Source organism: Polaribacter sp. Asnod1-A03, from assembly GCF_045063585.1.
Lineage (GTDB): Bacteria > Bacteroidota > Bacteroidia > Flavobacteriales > Flavobacteriaceae > Polaribacter.
This window is the reverse complement of record NZ_JBEFOE010000009.1, coordinates 2,528,475-2,546,006: the sequence shown is the minus strand read 5'-3', so window position 1 is coordinate 2,546,006 and position 17,532 is coordinate 2,528,475. Positions and strand designations below refer to the sequence as shown.

Genomic DNA, 17,532 nt, shown 5'->3' with positions numbered 1-17,532 from the left:
AGTTTTTTAGATAATACTTTTAACAAAAAATAGGGGTAATTTTTTTATACATCACAATAAAACAAATCAATTTTATGAGTTTAAAAATTCTTTTGTAAATTTAATAAAAGAATTTTTATTCCGCTTATTTTTAAATAAATAAGCAATATTTTTGGTTATAACAGATATTAAAATTTTTGGTTAAATTAATTCTTTAATATTTTATCATTTACAAATCTTTATAAGTTAAAAACTAACATTTATGATTGTTAATACAGAACTAGAACAAAAAGGGAATTTATTTCCTTCAGAAATAATTGAATATAAAAAAGACGTAGATACCTTATATTTTACGACTAAAAACAATGTTATTTTACAAGTAACTGTTGTTAGAGATAGTGTTATTAGGTTTAGATATACTACAACAGGTAAATTTGAAAATGATTTTTCTTACGGTGTTACAATTCATGCTTCAAGAGGTTACAACTTTTTAGAAATAACAGAAGACGATCATCATTATATTATTACTACTTCTAAATTAATTTGTAAAGTAGAAAAACAAAGTTTACAAGTAAGCTTATATGATGCTTTAGATTTAAAACTAATCAATGAAGATGAAATTGGTTTTCATTGGGAAGAAAGTTATGAATATGGTGGAGACATTGTAAAAATGAGTAAGATTTGCCAAAAAACAGAAAGCTATTACGGTTTAGGTGATAAACCCGTAGAAGTTAATATGAAAGGAAAGCGCTTTGAAAACTGGGCAACAGATTCTTATGCTTTTGGTAAACATACAGATCCTATTTATAAAGCTATTCCGTTTTATACTGCTATACAGGATAATAAATCTTACGGGATATTTTTTGACAACACGTTTAAAACATTTTTTGATTTTGGACAAGAAAGGAGAAATATAACTAGTTTTTGGGCGCAAGGAGGTGAAATGAATTACTATTTTATCTACGGACCAAAAATGGAAGATGTAGTTGCTAACTATACAGATTTAACTGGTAAACCACATGCTTTACCTCCATTATGGGCTTTAGGGTTTCATCAATGTAAATGGAGTTATTTCCCAGAAAGTAACGTAAAAGAAATTACAAAGACATTTAGAGATTTACAAATACCTTGTGATGCAATTTATTTGGATATTGATTACATGGATGGTTTCCGTTGTTTTACTTGGGATAAAAACTACTTTCCAGACCCTAAAAGAATGGTAAAAGAATTAGAAGATGATGGTTTTAAAACCGTTGTTATTATAGATCCAGGTATTAAAATTGATTTAGAATACGATGTTTTTAAAGAAGCATTAGACAAAGATTATTTCTGTAAACGTGCAGATGGACCTTATATGAAAGGTAAAGTTTGGCCAGGAGAATGTTATTTTCCTGATTACACAAGACCAGAAGTTAGAGAATGGTGGTCTGGTTTATTTCAAGAACTAATTGAAGATATAGGTGTAAAAGGTGTTTGGAATGATATGAATGAACCAGCTGTTATGGATGTACCTAACAAATCTTTTCCTGATGATGTTCGTCATGATTTTGATGGAAACCCTTGTTCTCATAGAAAAGCACATAACATTTACGGAACACAAATGGCACGTGCAACTTATCATGGCCTTAAAAAATATGCATATCCTAAAAGACCATTTGTTATTACAAGATCTGCTTATTCTGGTGCACAAAGATATACTTCTACTTGGATGGGAGATAATGTTGCCACTTGGGAACATTTAGCAATTGCTAACAACCAAGCACAAAGAATGGCAATGTCTGGTTTTTCTTTTGCTGGTAGTGATATTGGTGGTTTTGCAGAACAACCACAAGGAGAATTATTTGCTCGTTGGATTCAATTAGGTGTTTTCCATGCTTTTTGTAGAGTGCATTCTTCTGGAGATCATGGACATCAAGAACCATGGGTCTTTGGAGATGAAATTACAAATATTGTAAGAAAGTTTGTGGAACTTAGATATCAACTTTTACCTTATTTATATACTGCATTTTGGAAATATATAAATGAAGGAACCCCTATCTTAAAGTCTTTAGTTTTATATGACCAAGAAGATATTTCTACTCATTATAGAAGTGACGAATTTATTTATGGAGAAAATATTTTAATTTGCCCAATACTAGAACCTAATTCTAAAGGTAGAAGAATGTACATACCTAGAGGAAAATGGTATAACTTCTGGACAGATGAAGTTGTTGAAGGAGGAAAAGAAATGTGGGTAGAAGCAGATTTAGATAGTATGCCAATTTTTATTAAAGAAGGTGCTGTAATTCCTAAATATCCTGTTCAACAATATGTAGGTGAAAAAGATTTTGATGAAATTACCTTAGAAGTTTATCATAAAAAAGGAAAAGAGACATCTCAACTATTTGATGATGCTCACGATGGTTACGATTATAAAAAAGGAAGATATAGTTTACGATCTTTTAAATTAACTGGAAAAAAGAAGGAGTTTATATTGCAACAGCACAAAGAAGGTTCTTTTGATGCCAAATATAAAAAGTTTAAAGTAAACTTACATAATTTACCTTTTACAATTACATCTATACAAATTGATAATGTAGAAGTAGAAGTAAAATTAGACGATACTAATAATATACAAACAATAACTGTGGATAAAGAATTTACTGAATTACATTTATTTGGTGAATAAACACCTAAGACATCCTTGTTTTCAAGGAAACATATACCCATTTATGGGGTAATAAAAATACCCCATAAATGGGTATTGTATAATACTTGTTTCTTATATAAATTTGTAACATAGAATTAAATAATATAAAAATTTATTATTTGAATTAAAACAATTATTACTACCCCCCTATTATTAATTGTTATTTGTTACTTAGTTTATTTGTTCTATATCAAAAAAAACCTCAAAACATGAAAAATAGTTTTGAGGTTTATTTGTTATAAAAATTTAGAAATCTAAAATCCGTCTCCTAATTCTTTTAGTTTTTCTGTATTTTCTGCTAACATCAATTCATCAATAATTTTCTGAATATCTCCGTTTACAATATTTGGTAAATCATATAGAGACAATCCAATTCTGTGATCCGTTACCCTTCCCTGTGCGTAATTATAAGTTCTAATTTTAGCACTTCTATCTCCAGAAGAAACCATAGAACCACGTTTTAAAGCATCTTCAGCATTTTTCTTTGCAAGCTCCATGTCGTATAAACGAGAACGTAATACTTTAAAAGCTTTCTCTTTATTTTTATGTTGCGATTTTTGATCTTGACATTGTGCTACCAAACCAGTAGGAATATGCGTTAAACGTACCGCTGAATAAGTTGTATTTACAGATTGACCTCCTGGACCTGAAGAACAGAAAAAATCGATTCTTACATCTTTTGGATTTATCTCTACATCAAATTCTTCTGCCTCCGGAAAAACCATACAAGTTGCTGCAGAAGTATGAACCCTACCTTGTGTCTCTGTTTGTGGTACACGTTGTACACGGTGCACACCTGCTTCAAATTTTAAAATACCGTAAACATCATCTCCAGTAACCTCAAACTGAATTTCTTTGAATCCACCATTTGTTCCTTCAGAATAATCTACAGTAGAAACTTTCCAACCTTTACTTTCACAATACTTAGAATACATTCTAAACAAATCTCCAGCAAAAATACTAGCTTCATCTCCTCCTGCTCCTGCACGTAATTCTACAACAGCATTTTTAGAATCTTCAGGGTCTTTTGGTATTAATAAGAATTTTATTTCTTCTTCTAGTTCAGGAATTCTAGTATTGGCTTCTTCAATTTCCATTTTAGCCATTTCTGTCATTTCCGCATCAGAACCATCAGAAATAATTTCTTTTGCCTCTTCAATATTACTCAACAAAGATTGATACTCATCACCTTTCTTAACCACATCTCCTAAGTCTTTATACTCCTTGCTCAATTGCGCATAACGCTTCTGATCCATAATGATTTCTGGCTGAATAATTAAATCCGAAACCTCATCATAACGTTGCTTAACAATTCTTAATTTATCTAACATCTTCTATCTTTTCTTGGACTGCGAATTTACAATTTTTATAGCTATATTTGAACAAAGCAATCCTTTTTTATGAAATTACTAATATTTATATCTTGTTTATTTTTGATTATTTCTTGTAATAACAAAAAAGTAGCTATTAAGAAACCTACATTTTTAATAGGAAATTGGCTTCGTATAAACGACAAAGATAGTGTTACAACCTACGAAACTTGGCAAAAAAACTTATCTGGAATTGGTTTATCACTAAAAAGAAAAGATACTATTTTCTTTGAAAAAATGAGTATCATCAATAAAAATGATTCTTTGTTTTTAAAAGTTGATGGAGTAAACGAAGATTCTACATATTTTAAATTTACGAGTCAAACAGATACTTCTTTTGTTTGTGTAAACCCTACAAACGAGTTTCCAAAAAAGATTAACTACTACCTAGAAAACAATCAATTAAAAGCAATTGTTTCTGCAAACGATTTTAAAATTGATTTTGTATTTAATAAAATTAAGTGATTATAATAAAACAAATATTCCCTCAAAAAATGAAAACACAAATAAAGCTACTAACATTTCTTTTTTCTATTTTTTCCACCTTAATTTTTAGTCAGAAGAACCTTAACGAAAAACTTTTAGACAAAAAATTAAAAGCATTACAAGAAGCTACAAAAACTGTTGGTTTTTCTGTTGCTGTGGTTAAAGGAAATAAAATTATTTATTCAAAAGGATTTGGATATAGTGATTTAGAAAAAAATATAAAAACAGACGAAAACACATTATTTGCCATTGGTTCTTCTTCAAAAGCATTTACAGTGGCTTTACTCGGTATTATGGAAGAAGAAAAAGGTTTATCTTTTAATGATAGTCCTAAAAAATATATTCCTGAATTATCCTTTTATAACAACGAACTTAATAACGAAGTTACCATTTTAGATATGATTAGTCATAGAACTGGCTTACCACGTCATGATTTTTCTTGGTATCTATTCCCTACAGAAAACAAAGACAGCTTATTAGCTCGTGTAAAATACCATAAACCTTATACGGGAATTAGAAAACAATGGTATTACAACAACTTTATGTACTTAGCTCAAGGATTAATTACAGAAAAACTTACCAATAAAAGTTGGGAAGATAATATTAGAGAACGTTTTTTTAAACCTTTAAATATGTCGAGATCTAACTTAAGTATTAAAGAATTACAAAATGCAACTAATATTTCTAAAGGATATGTTTTAGAAAACTTTACCACAAACAAAGTAACTCCTTATTATAATATTGCTGCAATTAGTCCTGCTGGTAGTATAAATAGTAGCGCAAAAGAAATGTCTAATTGGTTAAAAGTTTGGTTAAACGATGGTAAGTTTAATGACACTCAAATTTTACCAAAAAAATACATCCAAAAAGCCATGAACCCTTTAATGTTAGTCGGTAAAGGAATTGCTGATGAAAAATTTCCTGACCAACATTTAAATAGCTATGGTTTTGCTTGGTTTACCTCTTCTTATAAAGGTCATTATAGATTAGAACACGGTGGTAATATTGATGGATTTTCTGCTAATGTGGCTTTATTTCCTACGGATAAAATAGGAATTGTAGTTTTAACAAATCAAGATGGATCTGCTTTACCGACTTTGGTAAGAAATGCTATTTCTGATGAAGTTTTAGATTTAGAAAAAACAGATTGGAAAACTTACTACGAAGAAAAAATAAACAAATTAAGAGAATCTCAGAAAAAAGCAAAGGAAAATGAAAAATCTAGTATCATTTTAAATACAAAACCTTCTCATAGCTTAATTGAATACGCTGGTAAATACAATCATCCTGGTTATGGAGACTTTAAAATAAAATTACAAAACGATTCTTTATTTGCACACTTCATCATAAAAAAAATGTATTTAAGTCATAAACATTATGATGTTTTTAAACCTTATTTAATCGAAGACAATAAATTAGATACAATTTCTGATTTAGGAATTCATTTCAATTTTCAAACAAATAATTTAGGTGATATTTCTTCTGCAAAATTAAAATTAGAACCAACTTTAGATGATATCATTTTTAAAAGAACTCCAGAAGAAGTTGATATAACAAAAGAGACACTTAATAAATATGCGGGTCTTTATTCTCTTTCTGGCAATGAACTAAAAGTCTTTTTAAAAGAAGAAAAATTAATGCTTTTTGTTCCCGGTCAACCAGAATATACTTTAACACCTATCAAGGAAAATGAATTTATTATAAAAGGTTTAACAGGATATAAAGCAAGGTTTGAAATAAATAAAAATACTTTAAATTTAGTATTGATTCAACCAAACGGAACTTTTACCGCGATAAAGAAATAAAGATGATTCTAAAAAAACAACTCTTAGTTTTAATATTGATTACTATTATTTCTTGCAATTCTAAAAAAGAAATAAGCTACGATATTGTTATAAAAAATGCAAGAGTTATTGATCCAGAAACAAATACTGATAAAATTTTAAACGTTGCTATTTTAAAAAATAAAATTGCAGAAATCAGTACAAAAAAGTTTAAGGGACTAAAAATAATAGATGGAACTGGTAAAATTTTATCACCTGGTTTTATAGATTTACACGCACATGGGCAAACTAATATTGAAAATGAATACCAAGCTTTTGATGGAGTAACAACTGCTTTAGAATTAGAAGTTGGTATTGATACAATATCTTAATATTACAAAGCAAAAGAAGGAAAAGCTATAAAAAACGGATTAGAATTATAAATATGAAATCAGTTACAGTTGTTGGTTGTGGTATAATAGGCTTAACATCTGCAATACTTTTGCAAGAAAATAATTTTAAAGTTACCATCGTTGCTAAAGAGCGTTTTGATAAAACACTTTCAACTAAAGTTGGTGCTATATGGTTTCCTTTTGAGATTGAACCTAAAAAAAAGGCCAATTATTGGGCTACAATTGCTTATAAACGATATCAGCAAGAAGTTAATAAAGAAAATGGAGTGTCATTTATCCCTTTTATAACAGCTTATAATAAAGAAAGTAACACAGATTGGGTTAAATTACTCCCAAAAAAATCTGTTAGAAAAGCAGAAAACTCTCAATTACCATTAGGTATTGATAAAGCTTATATTTCTACTGTTCCTCTAGCTGAACCTCTTTTGTATTTACCTTATTTATTTGATATTTTTATTAAAAATGGAGGTAATTTTATCAAGCAAGAAATTAATAATTTAGAACAATTATCTTCTTTAGATAAATGGGTTATCAATTGTACTGGCTTAGGTGCCAAAAAAATATGCGATGATAAAAACTTACATCCTATGCGAGGTCAAATTTTGCGTTGTAAAAAAATGAATATTCCTTCTTTTGCTGATTCTACAAAAAGAGGTGCTTTAAGTTACATTATTAACCGAAGTAACGATTGTGTTATTGGCGGTACTGATTATGAAAATGATTGGAATAAAAACATAGAAAAATCTGATACCAATTTAATTTTAGATAGAATAAATAAAGTAGGATTAAAAGGTAAATTACCTGAAGTATTAGAAGAAATTGTAGGGTTAAGACCCAAAAGAAATATTGTTCGTTTTCAGTTTGATGAAACCTTTTCTAATGTTTTTCATAACTATGGACACGGAGGTGCTGGTTTTACCGTAGCTTGGGGTTGTGCCATTGAACTTGCCGAAATTTTATAAATAAAAAATAGTTTATAATTTATAAAGCATTGGCTTTTACATAAACTCCATATTACTCAACTATTATTCCTGTAAAAAAGAAAAAGTTAATTTATACAAATTACCTTTAAAATATTAATTTCGTTATTTATTAACTGTTGTATCCAAAATCAATCAATACTATATTTAATATCAACAAAAACTAGATGAATAAATATTATATACTCTTTTTTACACTTTTCATTCTTTCTTGCTCTAAAGAAAAATCATCAGAAAAAGTTATAATAGAAAAAACTGAACAACAAAAGAACATAAAAAAAACTTCTTTGGTGCTTTTAGGAACAATACAAGATGCAGGGTCTCCGCAAATAGGTTGTAAAAAAGATTGTTGTAAAAACCTCTTTGAAAATCCTGATTATAAAAGACAAGTAATTTCTTTAGGGTTAATTGATAAACAAGATAATAAAACTTATTTGTTTGATGCTACTCCAGATATTAGAACTCAAATGAAAATGCTAACACAATACAATAATAAAAGTGATAGTGAATTAGCTGATGGAATTTTCTTAACACATGCACATATTGGGCATTATGCAGGTTTAATGTATTTGGGTAAAGAATCTATGAATTCTAAAGACGTACTGGTTTACACAATGCCTAAAATGAAAAATTTTATTTCTAATAACGGACCTTGGAGTCAGTTGATAAAAAGTGAAAACATAAAATTGAGTGAAATACAAAATAAAGAAATTATTCAATTATCTGATAAAATTAACGTTACTCCTATTTTAGTTCCTCATAGAGATGAATTTTCTGAAACTGTTGGTTATAGAATTAAAGGGCCAAATAAAAGTGCTTTATTTATTCCGGATATTGATAAATGGGAAAAATGGAACAAAAATATTATTGATGAAATAAAAAAAGTTGATTATGCTTTTTTGGATGCTACTTTTTATAGCGGAAAAGAAATTGATAGTAGAGATATTAGTCAAATACCTCATCCTTTTATCATTGAAAGTTTAGAAAAATTTAAGTGAAGAAGAAAAAGGTAAAATTATTTTCATCCATTTTAATCACACAAATCCTGTAATAAATCCAAATAGTGCAGAAACTAAAACTGTAATCGAACAAGGTTTTGGAATTGGAAGATTTGAAGATATTTTTGAATTATAAAACTAATTTATTCTCAAGAGCAATAAACCTCTAAATATTCTATAATTATTTAGAGGTTTTTTATTTAAATAACAATTTATCCACATTTAGAAGAACCACATTCTTGGCATATTAAACATCCTTCTTGATAAATTAAATCTGTAGAATTACAATTATCACAAGTTTGTCCTTTTGCTTTAGTTCCATCTTTTACATAACGTTTTAATGCTCTTTGTACCCCATTTTTCCATGTATTGATAGATTCTGAGTCTAACTGTAGACTTTGAATTAAATCTATAACCTTATCAATAGGCATTCCATGACGCATTGTTCCTGAAATTAGTTTCGCATAATTCCAAAACTCTGGGTTAAATTTGTAAGACAACCCCTCTATAGTTGTTTTATAACCACGTTTGTTTTTGTACTGAAAATCATAACGTCTTTCTCCATCTTTATTTCTATTTTTTATAATATATCCTTTTTCCACCCAACGCGGAATTAATATACCATCTTCATCATCTGCTAAACCTGTAAAAATTTCATAAGGTTTACCTTCAAACAAACCAACAAAAGCAATCCATTTTTCTTTTTGATTTTGAAAACGTACAACATCTGCTTCTAAATTTTGAGGCCGCTTTTTAGGTAAATTAAAATCGCTTACTTTTTCTTCTGTTTCTTCATCAGAGGAAATTAAAACTCCAGAACGAGATCCATCTCTATAAACCGTTACGCCTTTGCAACCAACTTGCCATGCTTTTAAATATAGCTTACCAACTAAATCTTCGGTAACATCATTTGGTAAATTTACAGTTACACTGATAGAGTGATCTACCCATTTTTGAATTGCACCTTGCATAGTAACTTTACTTAACCAATCTATATCATTAGATGTCGCTTTATAATATGGAGATTTTTTCACCAAATCATCAATTTCTTTCTGAGAAAAATTTTTATTTGTATCAATCCCATTAACTTCCATCCATTGTTTAAAACGATGATGAAAAACTACATATTCCTCCCAAGAATCTCCAACCTCATCCACAAAATCAACACGAATTTCTTTATCATTAGGATTTACTTTTTTTCTACGTTTATATACAGGCATAAAAACAGGTTCTATTCCAGATGAAGTTTGTGTCATTAAACTTGTAGTTCCTGTTGGCGCAATGGTTAATAAAGCAATATTTCTACGACCAAATTCTAACATTTCATAGTACAATTTACTGTCAGCCTCTTTTATTCTTAAAATAAACGGATTCTCCTTTTCTCTATTTACATCAAAAATTGAAAAAGCCCCCCTTTCTTTAGCTAAGTATACCGAAGCCCTATAAGTTTCTAATGCTAAAAATTTATGCACTTTTGTAGAAAACGTGTTTCCTTCTTCACTCCCATAACGGATATTTAAAGCTGCCAACATATCACCTTCTGCTGTAATTCCTATTCCTGTTCTTCTACCTTCGTAAGCTTTTTGTCTTATGTTTAACCACAGATTTTTTTCTGTCGCTTTTACAGTATCTTCTTCGGGATCTGCATCTATCTTTGCTAAAATTCTATCTATTTTTTCTAACTCTAAATCAATAATATCATCCATCATTCTTTGAGCAATAACAATATGTTTTTTAAATAATTTAAAATTGAATGCTGCTTTATCCGTAAAAGGATTTTCTACGTAAGAAAATAAATTTATTGCCAATAATCGACAAGAATCATAAGGACATAAAGGTATTTCTCCACAAGGATTTGTAGAAACTGTTTTATACCCTAAATCTGCATAGCAATCAGGTATTGATTCGTTAATGATAGTGTCCCAAAATAGAATTCCTGGTTCTGCAGATTTCCATGCATTATGTACTATTTTTTTCCAAATAGAATTTGCTTCAATTTCTTTTGTATACAATGGTTGCTTACTAAATGTTGGATATTTCTGAGTGTATTTATCATTTTTAACAACAGCCTCCATAAAAGCATCATCAATTCTTACTGAAACATTTGCACCAGTTACTTTACCTTGCTCTAGTTTTGCATCAATAAAATCTTCTGCATCTGGGTGATTTACAGAAATAGACAACATTAATGCACCTCTTCTTCCGTCTTGTGCAACTTCTCTTGTAGAGTTAGAATACCGCTCCATAAAAGGCACAATACCTGTTGATGTTAATGCTGAATTTTTTACGGGAGAACCTTTTGGACGTATGTGAGATAAATCATGACCAACACCTCCTCTACGTTTCATTAACTGCACTTGTTCTTCATCAATTTTCATAATTCCTCCGTAAGAATCAGATTCACCATTATTACCTATTACAAAACAATTGGATAAAGAACCAATCTGAAAAGGGTTTCCTATTCCTGCCATTGGACTTCCTTGAGGAACGATATATTTAAAGTTTTTTATAACATCAAAAATTACTGATTCTGAAAGTGGATTTTTATATTTCTTTTCTATTCTTGCAATTTCTTTTGCAATTCTATGATGCATATCATCTGGTGAACTTTCGTAAATAGTTCCATCAGAATCTTTAAGTGCATATTTATTTAGCCAAACGGTAGCGGCTAATTCATCATTTTTAAAATATTTTAATGAAGCTTTAAGAACTTCTTCTCTTGTAACAGCAGTTTTTGATGGCATTAATTTATTAGAATCCATTGTAATTTATATAGTTGATTAAATTAAATAAGAAATCTAAAGTTCTTCAAAAACAGAAAGCTAAAAGATGATAAATGTCATTTAATTTCTCTAACAAAAATTCAAAAAAATAAAAATCAATTGATTAACTGTTTATCAACAATAAAAAGTTAACAAATATTCTAAGTTTTAAAAAACAAAAAAGAGATTAGTATTTAAATACTAATCTCTTTTAATAAACTTTAATAAAATAAAAATTACAATTGTGCTTCTTTTCTTCTAATTCTAATTTTCATTGTTCCTTCAATTGGTTCATCAGAAACAAGAATTAAATATCCAGCTCCACCAGCTCCTGCCAATTTCCACGCAGATGCTTTGTCACTATATTTTTCAATCTCTTTTTCAATTCTATCATTCACCATTTTAGGAAACATTTTAGTTTGAGCATTAAAAGATCTTAAAAAACCTTTAGAAAAACTTTCTAAATCTTTCTCTTTAATAGCATCCCAAACTTCTTCTGATGCAACTGTCAATTCCTTAACATTTTCTTCATTAATATAAGTTTCCACTAAAAGATCTAAACCTTTTTCTCGTGGCCACAAAGTAACCATGCTTATATGCTTCTCTAGCCAAGAAAGTGTTTCTTCTTCATGTATAGATTCAAATTTCTCTGGCCAATATGCATTGTTATAATAATGTCTTACAAGACCAGGCATACAAATACCTATTGCATCTTGTGCTCCTGAAATAATTTCTGAACCTGGAGTATTTTCAAACTTAAATAAAATTTCTGCTAATTTTTCTGGCTTGTCAATCGGTAAATAATATGGCCAAATTTTCTTTGCTGCATTTCTTGTGGACGTAGACATTCCGCATCTTTCATTATACTCAAAAATTGGCTCTAAAGATAAAGTAATTGCCCAACCAGGAGTAAATTTTGACACATAAGGTTGGTCTATCCAAGTACCTGCTAAATCTATTCTATAAGGTAAAGAACAATTGTCTCCAGAACGAATTGCCGTTGTAGATCTTTCTGGTAAATCTGCATCTGGTATTCTATTTAAAACATTTAATTCTATACCTAATTCTTTACATAAAGTTTCTTTTTCTGACGTGTAACCGTCTTCATTTACAATAAAATAATCTGGTTTTAATTTTATTAGATCTTCTTTAAAATCTAAAATTCCAGAACCAGAATTTACAAAAGATTTTGTAACATACTTTATGGCGTTAATCATATAAATTCTTTCTCTTTCAGAATTTATAGTTTTTCTACCTTTTAAATCATCTACTGTTGCATCAGAACCAATACCTACATATAAGTCTCCATAAGAAGCTGCTTGCTTAAAAAAAGCAATATGACCACTATGTAACATATCAAAACACCCTGAAACGAATACCTTCTTTCCCATTTATTTTTTTTAGTTAATACTCAAATATACCATATTCACTTGTAATAGTCAACTTCTTTTTTTCTGATGCTTCTACTCTACCTACAATTTTAGCATCCACATTAAAAGATTTAGAGATTGTAATAATTTCTTCTGCTATTTCTGGAGAAACATATACTTCCATTCTATGACCACAATTAAAAACTTGGTACATTTCTTTCCAATCTGTTTTAGATTGTTCTTGTATCAATTTAAATAAAGGCGGAATTGGAAACATATTATCCTTAACAATGTGTAAATTATCTACAAAGTGTAAGATTTTTGTTTGTGCACCACCAGAACAGTGAATCATTCCATGTACTTTATCCGAAGAAAAATTAGATAAAATTTCTTTAATAATTGGCGCATACGTTCTTGTTGGTGATAAAACCAATTTCCCTGCGTTAATAGGTGAATCCTCTACTTTATCAGTCAATTTTGTATTACCAGAATACACTAAATCACTTGGTACAGCAGCATCAAAACTTTCTGGATATTTATCTGCTAAATAGTTATGAAAAACATCGTGTCTGGCAGAGGTTAATCCGTTAGACCCCATTCCTCCATTATATTCAGTCTCATAAGTTGCTTGTCCGAAAGATTCTAAACCAACAATTACATCACCTGCTTTTATGTTTGCATTATCGATAACTTCAGAACGTTTCATTCTTGCTGTTACTGTAGAGTCTACAATAATTGTACGTACTAAATCACCAACATCAGCAGTTTCCCCTCCTGTTGAGTGAATGGTTACTCCAAATCCTTTTAAGTCTTCAATTAATTCTTCTGTTCCGTTTATAATTGCTGATAAAACTTCTCCAGGAATTTTACTTTTATTACGTCCAATAGTTGATGATAACATAATATTATCTGTTGCACCAACACACAATAAATCATCAATATTCATAATTAAAGCATCTTGTGCAATCCCTTTCCAAACAGAAATATCTCCTGTCTCTTTCCAATACATATATGCCAAAGAAGATTTTGTTCCCGCTCCGTCTGCATGCATTATCAAACAATAATCATCATCATTTGTTAAATAATCTGGTACTACTTTACAAAATGCTTTTGGAAATAAACCTTTATCTATGTTTTTAATTGCATTATGAACATCTTCTTTAGATGCAGAAACACCTCTTTGTGCGTATCTTTTAGAAACTTCTTGACTCATGTTGTTGTTATGTTGTGTGATGCAAATTTAACCTTTTGATTAAAAAAACCATTCAAAAATAAAATGAATTTAATTTTAATAAAATGGAATTGAAATTTTCATTTATTTTGTGAAAAACAACTCTCTATATTTAGTTAATGGCCATAAGTTATCATCAACTAATGTTTCTAATTGATCACAATGATATCTTATTTTTAACAAAAATGGTTTTATCTTATTACTACAATGTTCTGCTAATTTTAACCCAAAATATTTTTCTGATTTTAATTTTTCTGCTTCCATTTTTCCAACTAAAGCATTAATTTCTGTAATATGGGTAGAGATAACCATAATTAATTCTATTTGCTCTTTAGCTATGTTTTTATATTCGTTCTCAAAAATTTCTTTTAAATTCTTCGTATTTTCTAATAATGTATTTTGATAAATAATTGCTGTTGGCACTACTTGGTTTCTTGCAATATCTCCTAAAACACCTGCTTCTATTAATACTTTTTTTGCATAAGACTCTAGATCAATTTCATAACGAGCTTCTAATTCTATTTTACTCATCACATCCATATCTTCAAATAAAGAAATTGCCTTATCAGATATTTTAACTTTTAAAGCATCCGGAGTTGTTTTATAATTACTTAAACCCCGTTTTTTTGCTTCTTTTTCCCAAGATTCTGCATAACTATCTCCATCAAACCTAATTGCTTTCGATTCTTTTATATATTCTCTAAGTACATTAAAGATGGCTTCGTCTTTTTTAAGTTCTTTTTCTTCAATTAAAGTATCAACTTCTATTTTAAATTCTTTTAATTGTTTTGCTACAATTGTATTTAAAATGGTCATTGGTATCGCACAATTTGCTAAAGAACCTACTGCTCTAAATTCAAATTTATTACCAGTAAAAGCAAAAGGTGATGTTCTATTTCTATCTGTATTGTCTAGTAAAATTTCTGGTATTTTACCTATAATATTCAACTTTAAATCTGTTTTTTCTTGAGGAGAAAGTTTCCCTTTTGTTACATTTTCTAATTCATCTAAAACTGCTGATAATTGACGACCAATAAATACTGATATTATTGCTGGCGGAGCTTCATTAGAACCTAATCGGTACTCATTACTTGCTGTTGCAATTGATGCTCTTAACATTTCTTCATAATTACAAACAGCCTTTATTGTATTAATAAAAAAAGTAAGAAACTGTAAGTTTTTCATTGGTGTTTTACCAGGACTTAGTAAATTAACTCCTTTTGCAGTAGATAAAGACCAGTTATTATGTTTACCTGAACCATTAATTCCAGAAAATGGTTTTTCATGAAACAATACTTTAAATTTATGTCTGCGAGAAATTTTCTGCATAACATCCATTAACAACGAATTATGGTCAACTGCTAAGTTTGCTTCTTCAAAAATTGGAGCAACTTCAAATTGATTAGGAGCAACCTCATTATGCCTTGTTTTTACAGGAATCCCTAACAACATACATTCTTGTTCTAAATCTTGCATAAAACTCATTGCTCTTGCAGGAATTGTTCCAAAATAATGATCGTCTAACTGTTGCCCTTTTGCTGGAGGATGACCTAATAAAGTTCTACCTGTCAATTGTAAATCTGGTCTTGCAAGCACCAAAGCATCATCAATCAAAAAAAACTCTTGTTCCCAACCAAGTGTTGCAAAAACTTTGCTAGCATTTTTATCAAAATATTTACAAACTGCAGTTGCATGTGTATCAATAGCTTGTAACGCTCTTAATAAAGGCGTTTTGTTATCTAAAGCTTCACCTGTATAAGCTACAAAAATAGTAGGTATACAAAGTGTAGTTTCATAGATAAATGCGGGAGAAGTTGGATCCCAAGCGGTATAACCTCTAGCTTCAAATGTATTTCTAATTCCTCCATTAGGAAAACTAGATGCATCTGGTTCTTGTTGTACCAATTGTTCTCCATCAAATTTTTCCATTGCCAAACTTCCATTTATCGACTCAAAAAAAGCATCATGTTTTTCTGCTGTAGCACCTGTTAATGGCTGAAACCAATGTGTATAATGTGTAGCTCCTTTAGAAATTGCCCAATCTTTCATACTCACTGCAACTTGGTCTGCAATTTTTCTATCAATTTTAATTCCTAAATCAATGGCATTCATTACGCTCTCGTAAGCTGCACGCGTAAGATACTGTTGCATAGCGTATTTATTAAATACATTCTGTCCAAAAAGTGTGGATCTTTTATCATTCTGAATCACTTTCATAGGGCTTCTATGGAGTGTTTCTTTTAACGCAGTAAACCTAATCCTTGACATATTAGTAATTTTTTCTGTTTTTTTTTAACTTTAAACAAATATACCCTTTCAAAATTAGGGATAAAATTATTTTTTATGAATTTTAAACATTTAACCCCTCATTTTTTTGATATCTTCACAAAAAAATCCATTTTTGTAACAGAAACATCACAAAACATTTAAATATTATGGCTAAAATTAAATTAGAATACATTTGGTTAGATGGGTACTATCCAACTCAGAACATGAGAAGTAAAACCAAAGTTGAAGAGCATGAAGACTTTAAAGGAACAATTGAAGAATTAGGTAACTGGTCTTTTGACGGATCATCTACAAAACAAGCTTCTGGAGGAGCATCTGACTGTATTTTAAAGCCTGTTGCAATTTACCCAGACCCTGCTCGTATTAACGGATACTTAGTAATGACAGAAGTTTTAAAAGCTGATGGAACTCCACATGAGTCTAATGGTCGTGCTACTATTGAAGATGATGACAACGATTTCTGGTTTGGTTTTGAGCAAGAATACTTTATCATGGACTCTAAAACTCAATTACCTTTAGGTTTCCCTGTAGGTGGTTATCCTGGGCCTCAAGGAATGTATTACTGTTCTGTAGGTGGTAAAAATACTTTTGGTAGAGATTTCGTAGAAGAGCATGCTGATTTATGTATTGATGCTGGATTAAACTTTGAAGGGATTAATCAAGAAGTTGCATCCGGACAATGGGAATTTCAATTATTTGCAAAAGGAGCTAAAAAAGCCGGTGATGAAATTTGGATTGCTAGATATTTATTAGACCGTTTAACTGAAAAGTATGGATGGTACATTGAATACCACCCAAAACCAATTAAAGGAGACTGGAATGGATCTGGAATGCATGCAAACTTCTCTAACTCTATTTTAAGAGAATGTGGTTCTGCTGATAAATATGCAGAAATTTGTGAAGCTTTCCGTCCTGTAACAAAAGAACATATTGAAGTTTATGGAGAGCATAACGAACAACGTTTAACTGGTTTACATGAAACTGCATCTATTACAGATTTCTCTTGGGGAGTTTCAGATAGAGGAGCATCAATTCGTATTCCAATTATCGCTGTAGAAAAAGGTTATCATGGATGGTTAGAAGATAGAAGACCTTCTTCTAACGGAGACCCATATAAAATTGCTGCAAGAATTATTAAAACTGTTAAGCCAGTTAAATAATTTATACAAGCATCATTTATTAAAAAACACTTACAGAAATGT

Annotated in this window: 12 protein-coding genes; 7 read left to right on the top strand and 5 right to left on the bottom strand. The window is 29.7% G+C overall.

The features are described 5' to 3' along the window. The first annotated feature begins 241 nt into the window (after positions 1-241). Entirely contained in the window at positions 242-2,647 is a 2,406-nt protein-coding gene (locus ACJJVY_RS11550) for a glycoside hydrolase family 31 protein (RefSeq protein WP_405608584.1), read from the top strand. 275 nt (positions 2,648-2,922) lie between these two features. On the opposite strand, the gene prfA is transcribed toward ACJJVY_RS11550, so the two are convergent. Then, positions 2,923-3,999, bottom strand: a complete 1,077-nt coding sequence (prfA, locus tag ACJJVY_RS11545) for a peptide chain release factor 1 (RefSeq protein WP_405608581.1) — start codon at positions 3,997-3,999, stop codon at positions 2,923-2,925. 69 nt (positions 4,000-4,068) lie between these two features. Here prfA and ACJJVY_RS11540 point away from each other — a divergent pair, with 69 nt between their 5' ends. The 5 genes from ACJJVY_RS11540 (at position 4,069) to ACJJVY_RS11520 (ending at position 8,678) form a co-directional block, all read left to right on the top strand. Continuing rightward, complete coding sequence (locus tag ACJJVY_RS11540; protein WP_405608578.1) at positions 4,069-4,503, top strand: hypothetical protein; 435 nt, start codon at positions 4,069-4,071, stop codon at positions 4,501-4,503. A gap of 29 nt (positions 4,504-4,532) precedes the next feature. Then, on the top strand, positions 4,533-6,329 hold the full coding sequence (locus tag ACJJVY_RS11535; RefSeq protein WP_405608575.1) for a serine hydrolase: 1,797 nt from the start codon (positions 4,533-4,535) through the stop codon (positions 6,327-6,329). Between the two features lie 2 nt (positions 6,330-6,331). Continuing rightward, a complete protein-coding gene (locus ACJJVY_RS11530; RefSeq protein ID WP_405608572.1) occupies positions 6,332-6,679 on the top strand; it encodes a hypothetical protein in 348 nt (115 codons plus the stop codon). Positions 6,680-6,732: 53 nt separating this feature from the next. After that, positions 6,733-7,662, top strand: a complete 930-nt coding sequence (locus ACJJVY_RS11525; RefSeq protein ID WP_405608569.1) for an FAD-dependent oxidoreductase — start codon at positions 6,733-6,735, stop codon at positions 7,660-7,662. 185 nt (positions 7,663-7,847) lie between these two features. Further along, entirely contained in the window at positions 7,848-8,678 is an 831-nt protein-coding gene (locus ACJJVY_RS11520) for an MBL fold metallo-hydrolase (RefSeq protein WP_405608566.1), read from the top strand. A 212-nt stretch (positions 8,679-8,890) separates the two neighbouring features. Here ACJJVY_RS11520 and ACJJVY_RS11515 read toward each other — a convergent pair whose 3' ends face one another. The 4 genes from ACJJVY_RS11515 to ACJJVY_RS11500 all read right to left on the bottom strand — a co-directional run bounded on the left by ACJJVY_RS11515 (position 8,891) and on the right by ACJJVY_RS11500 (position 16,309). After that, the gene (locus ACJJVY_RS11515) at positions 8,891-11,440 is read right to left on the bottom strand and encodes an adenosylcobalamin-dependent ribonucleoside-diphosphate reductase (protein WP_405608563.1); all 2,550 of its coding nucleotides are present in this window, start codon (positions 11,438-11,440) and stop codon (positions 8,891-8,893) included. A gap of 236 nt (positions 11,441-11,676) precedes the next feature. Beyond that, a complete protein-coding gene (locus tag ACJJVY_RS11510) occupies positions 11,677-12,831 on the bottom strand; it encodes an adenylyltransferase/cytidyltransferase family protein (RefSeq protein WP_405608560.1) in 1,155 nt (384 codons plus the stop codon). A 13-nt stretch (positions 12,832-12,844) separates the two neighbouring features. Next, positions 12,845-14,023, bottom strand: coding sequence for an AIR synthase related protein (locus ACJJVY_RS11505; protein WP_405608557.1), 1,179 nt, complete (start codon positions 14,021-14,023; stop codon positions 12,845-12,847). A 102-nt stretch (positions 14,024-14,125) separates the two neighbouring features. Further along, a complete protein-coding gene (locus tag ACJJVY_RS11500) occupies positions 14,126-16,309 on the bottom strand; it encodes a glutamine synthetase III (RefSeq protein ID WP_405608554.1) in 2,184 nt (727 codons plus the stop codon). Between the two features lie 167 nt (positions 16,310-16,476). On the opposite strand from ACJJVY_RS11500, the gene ACJJVY_RS11495 reads away from it, so the two are divergent. Then, complete coding sequence (locus ACJJVY_RS11495; RefSeq protein ID WP_405608550.1) at positions 16,477-17,490, top strand: glutamine synthetase beta-grasp domain-containing protein; 1,014 nt, start codon at positions 16,477-16,479, stop codon at positions 17,488-17,490. The last annotated feature ends 42 nt before the right edge of the window (positions 17,491-17,532 follow it).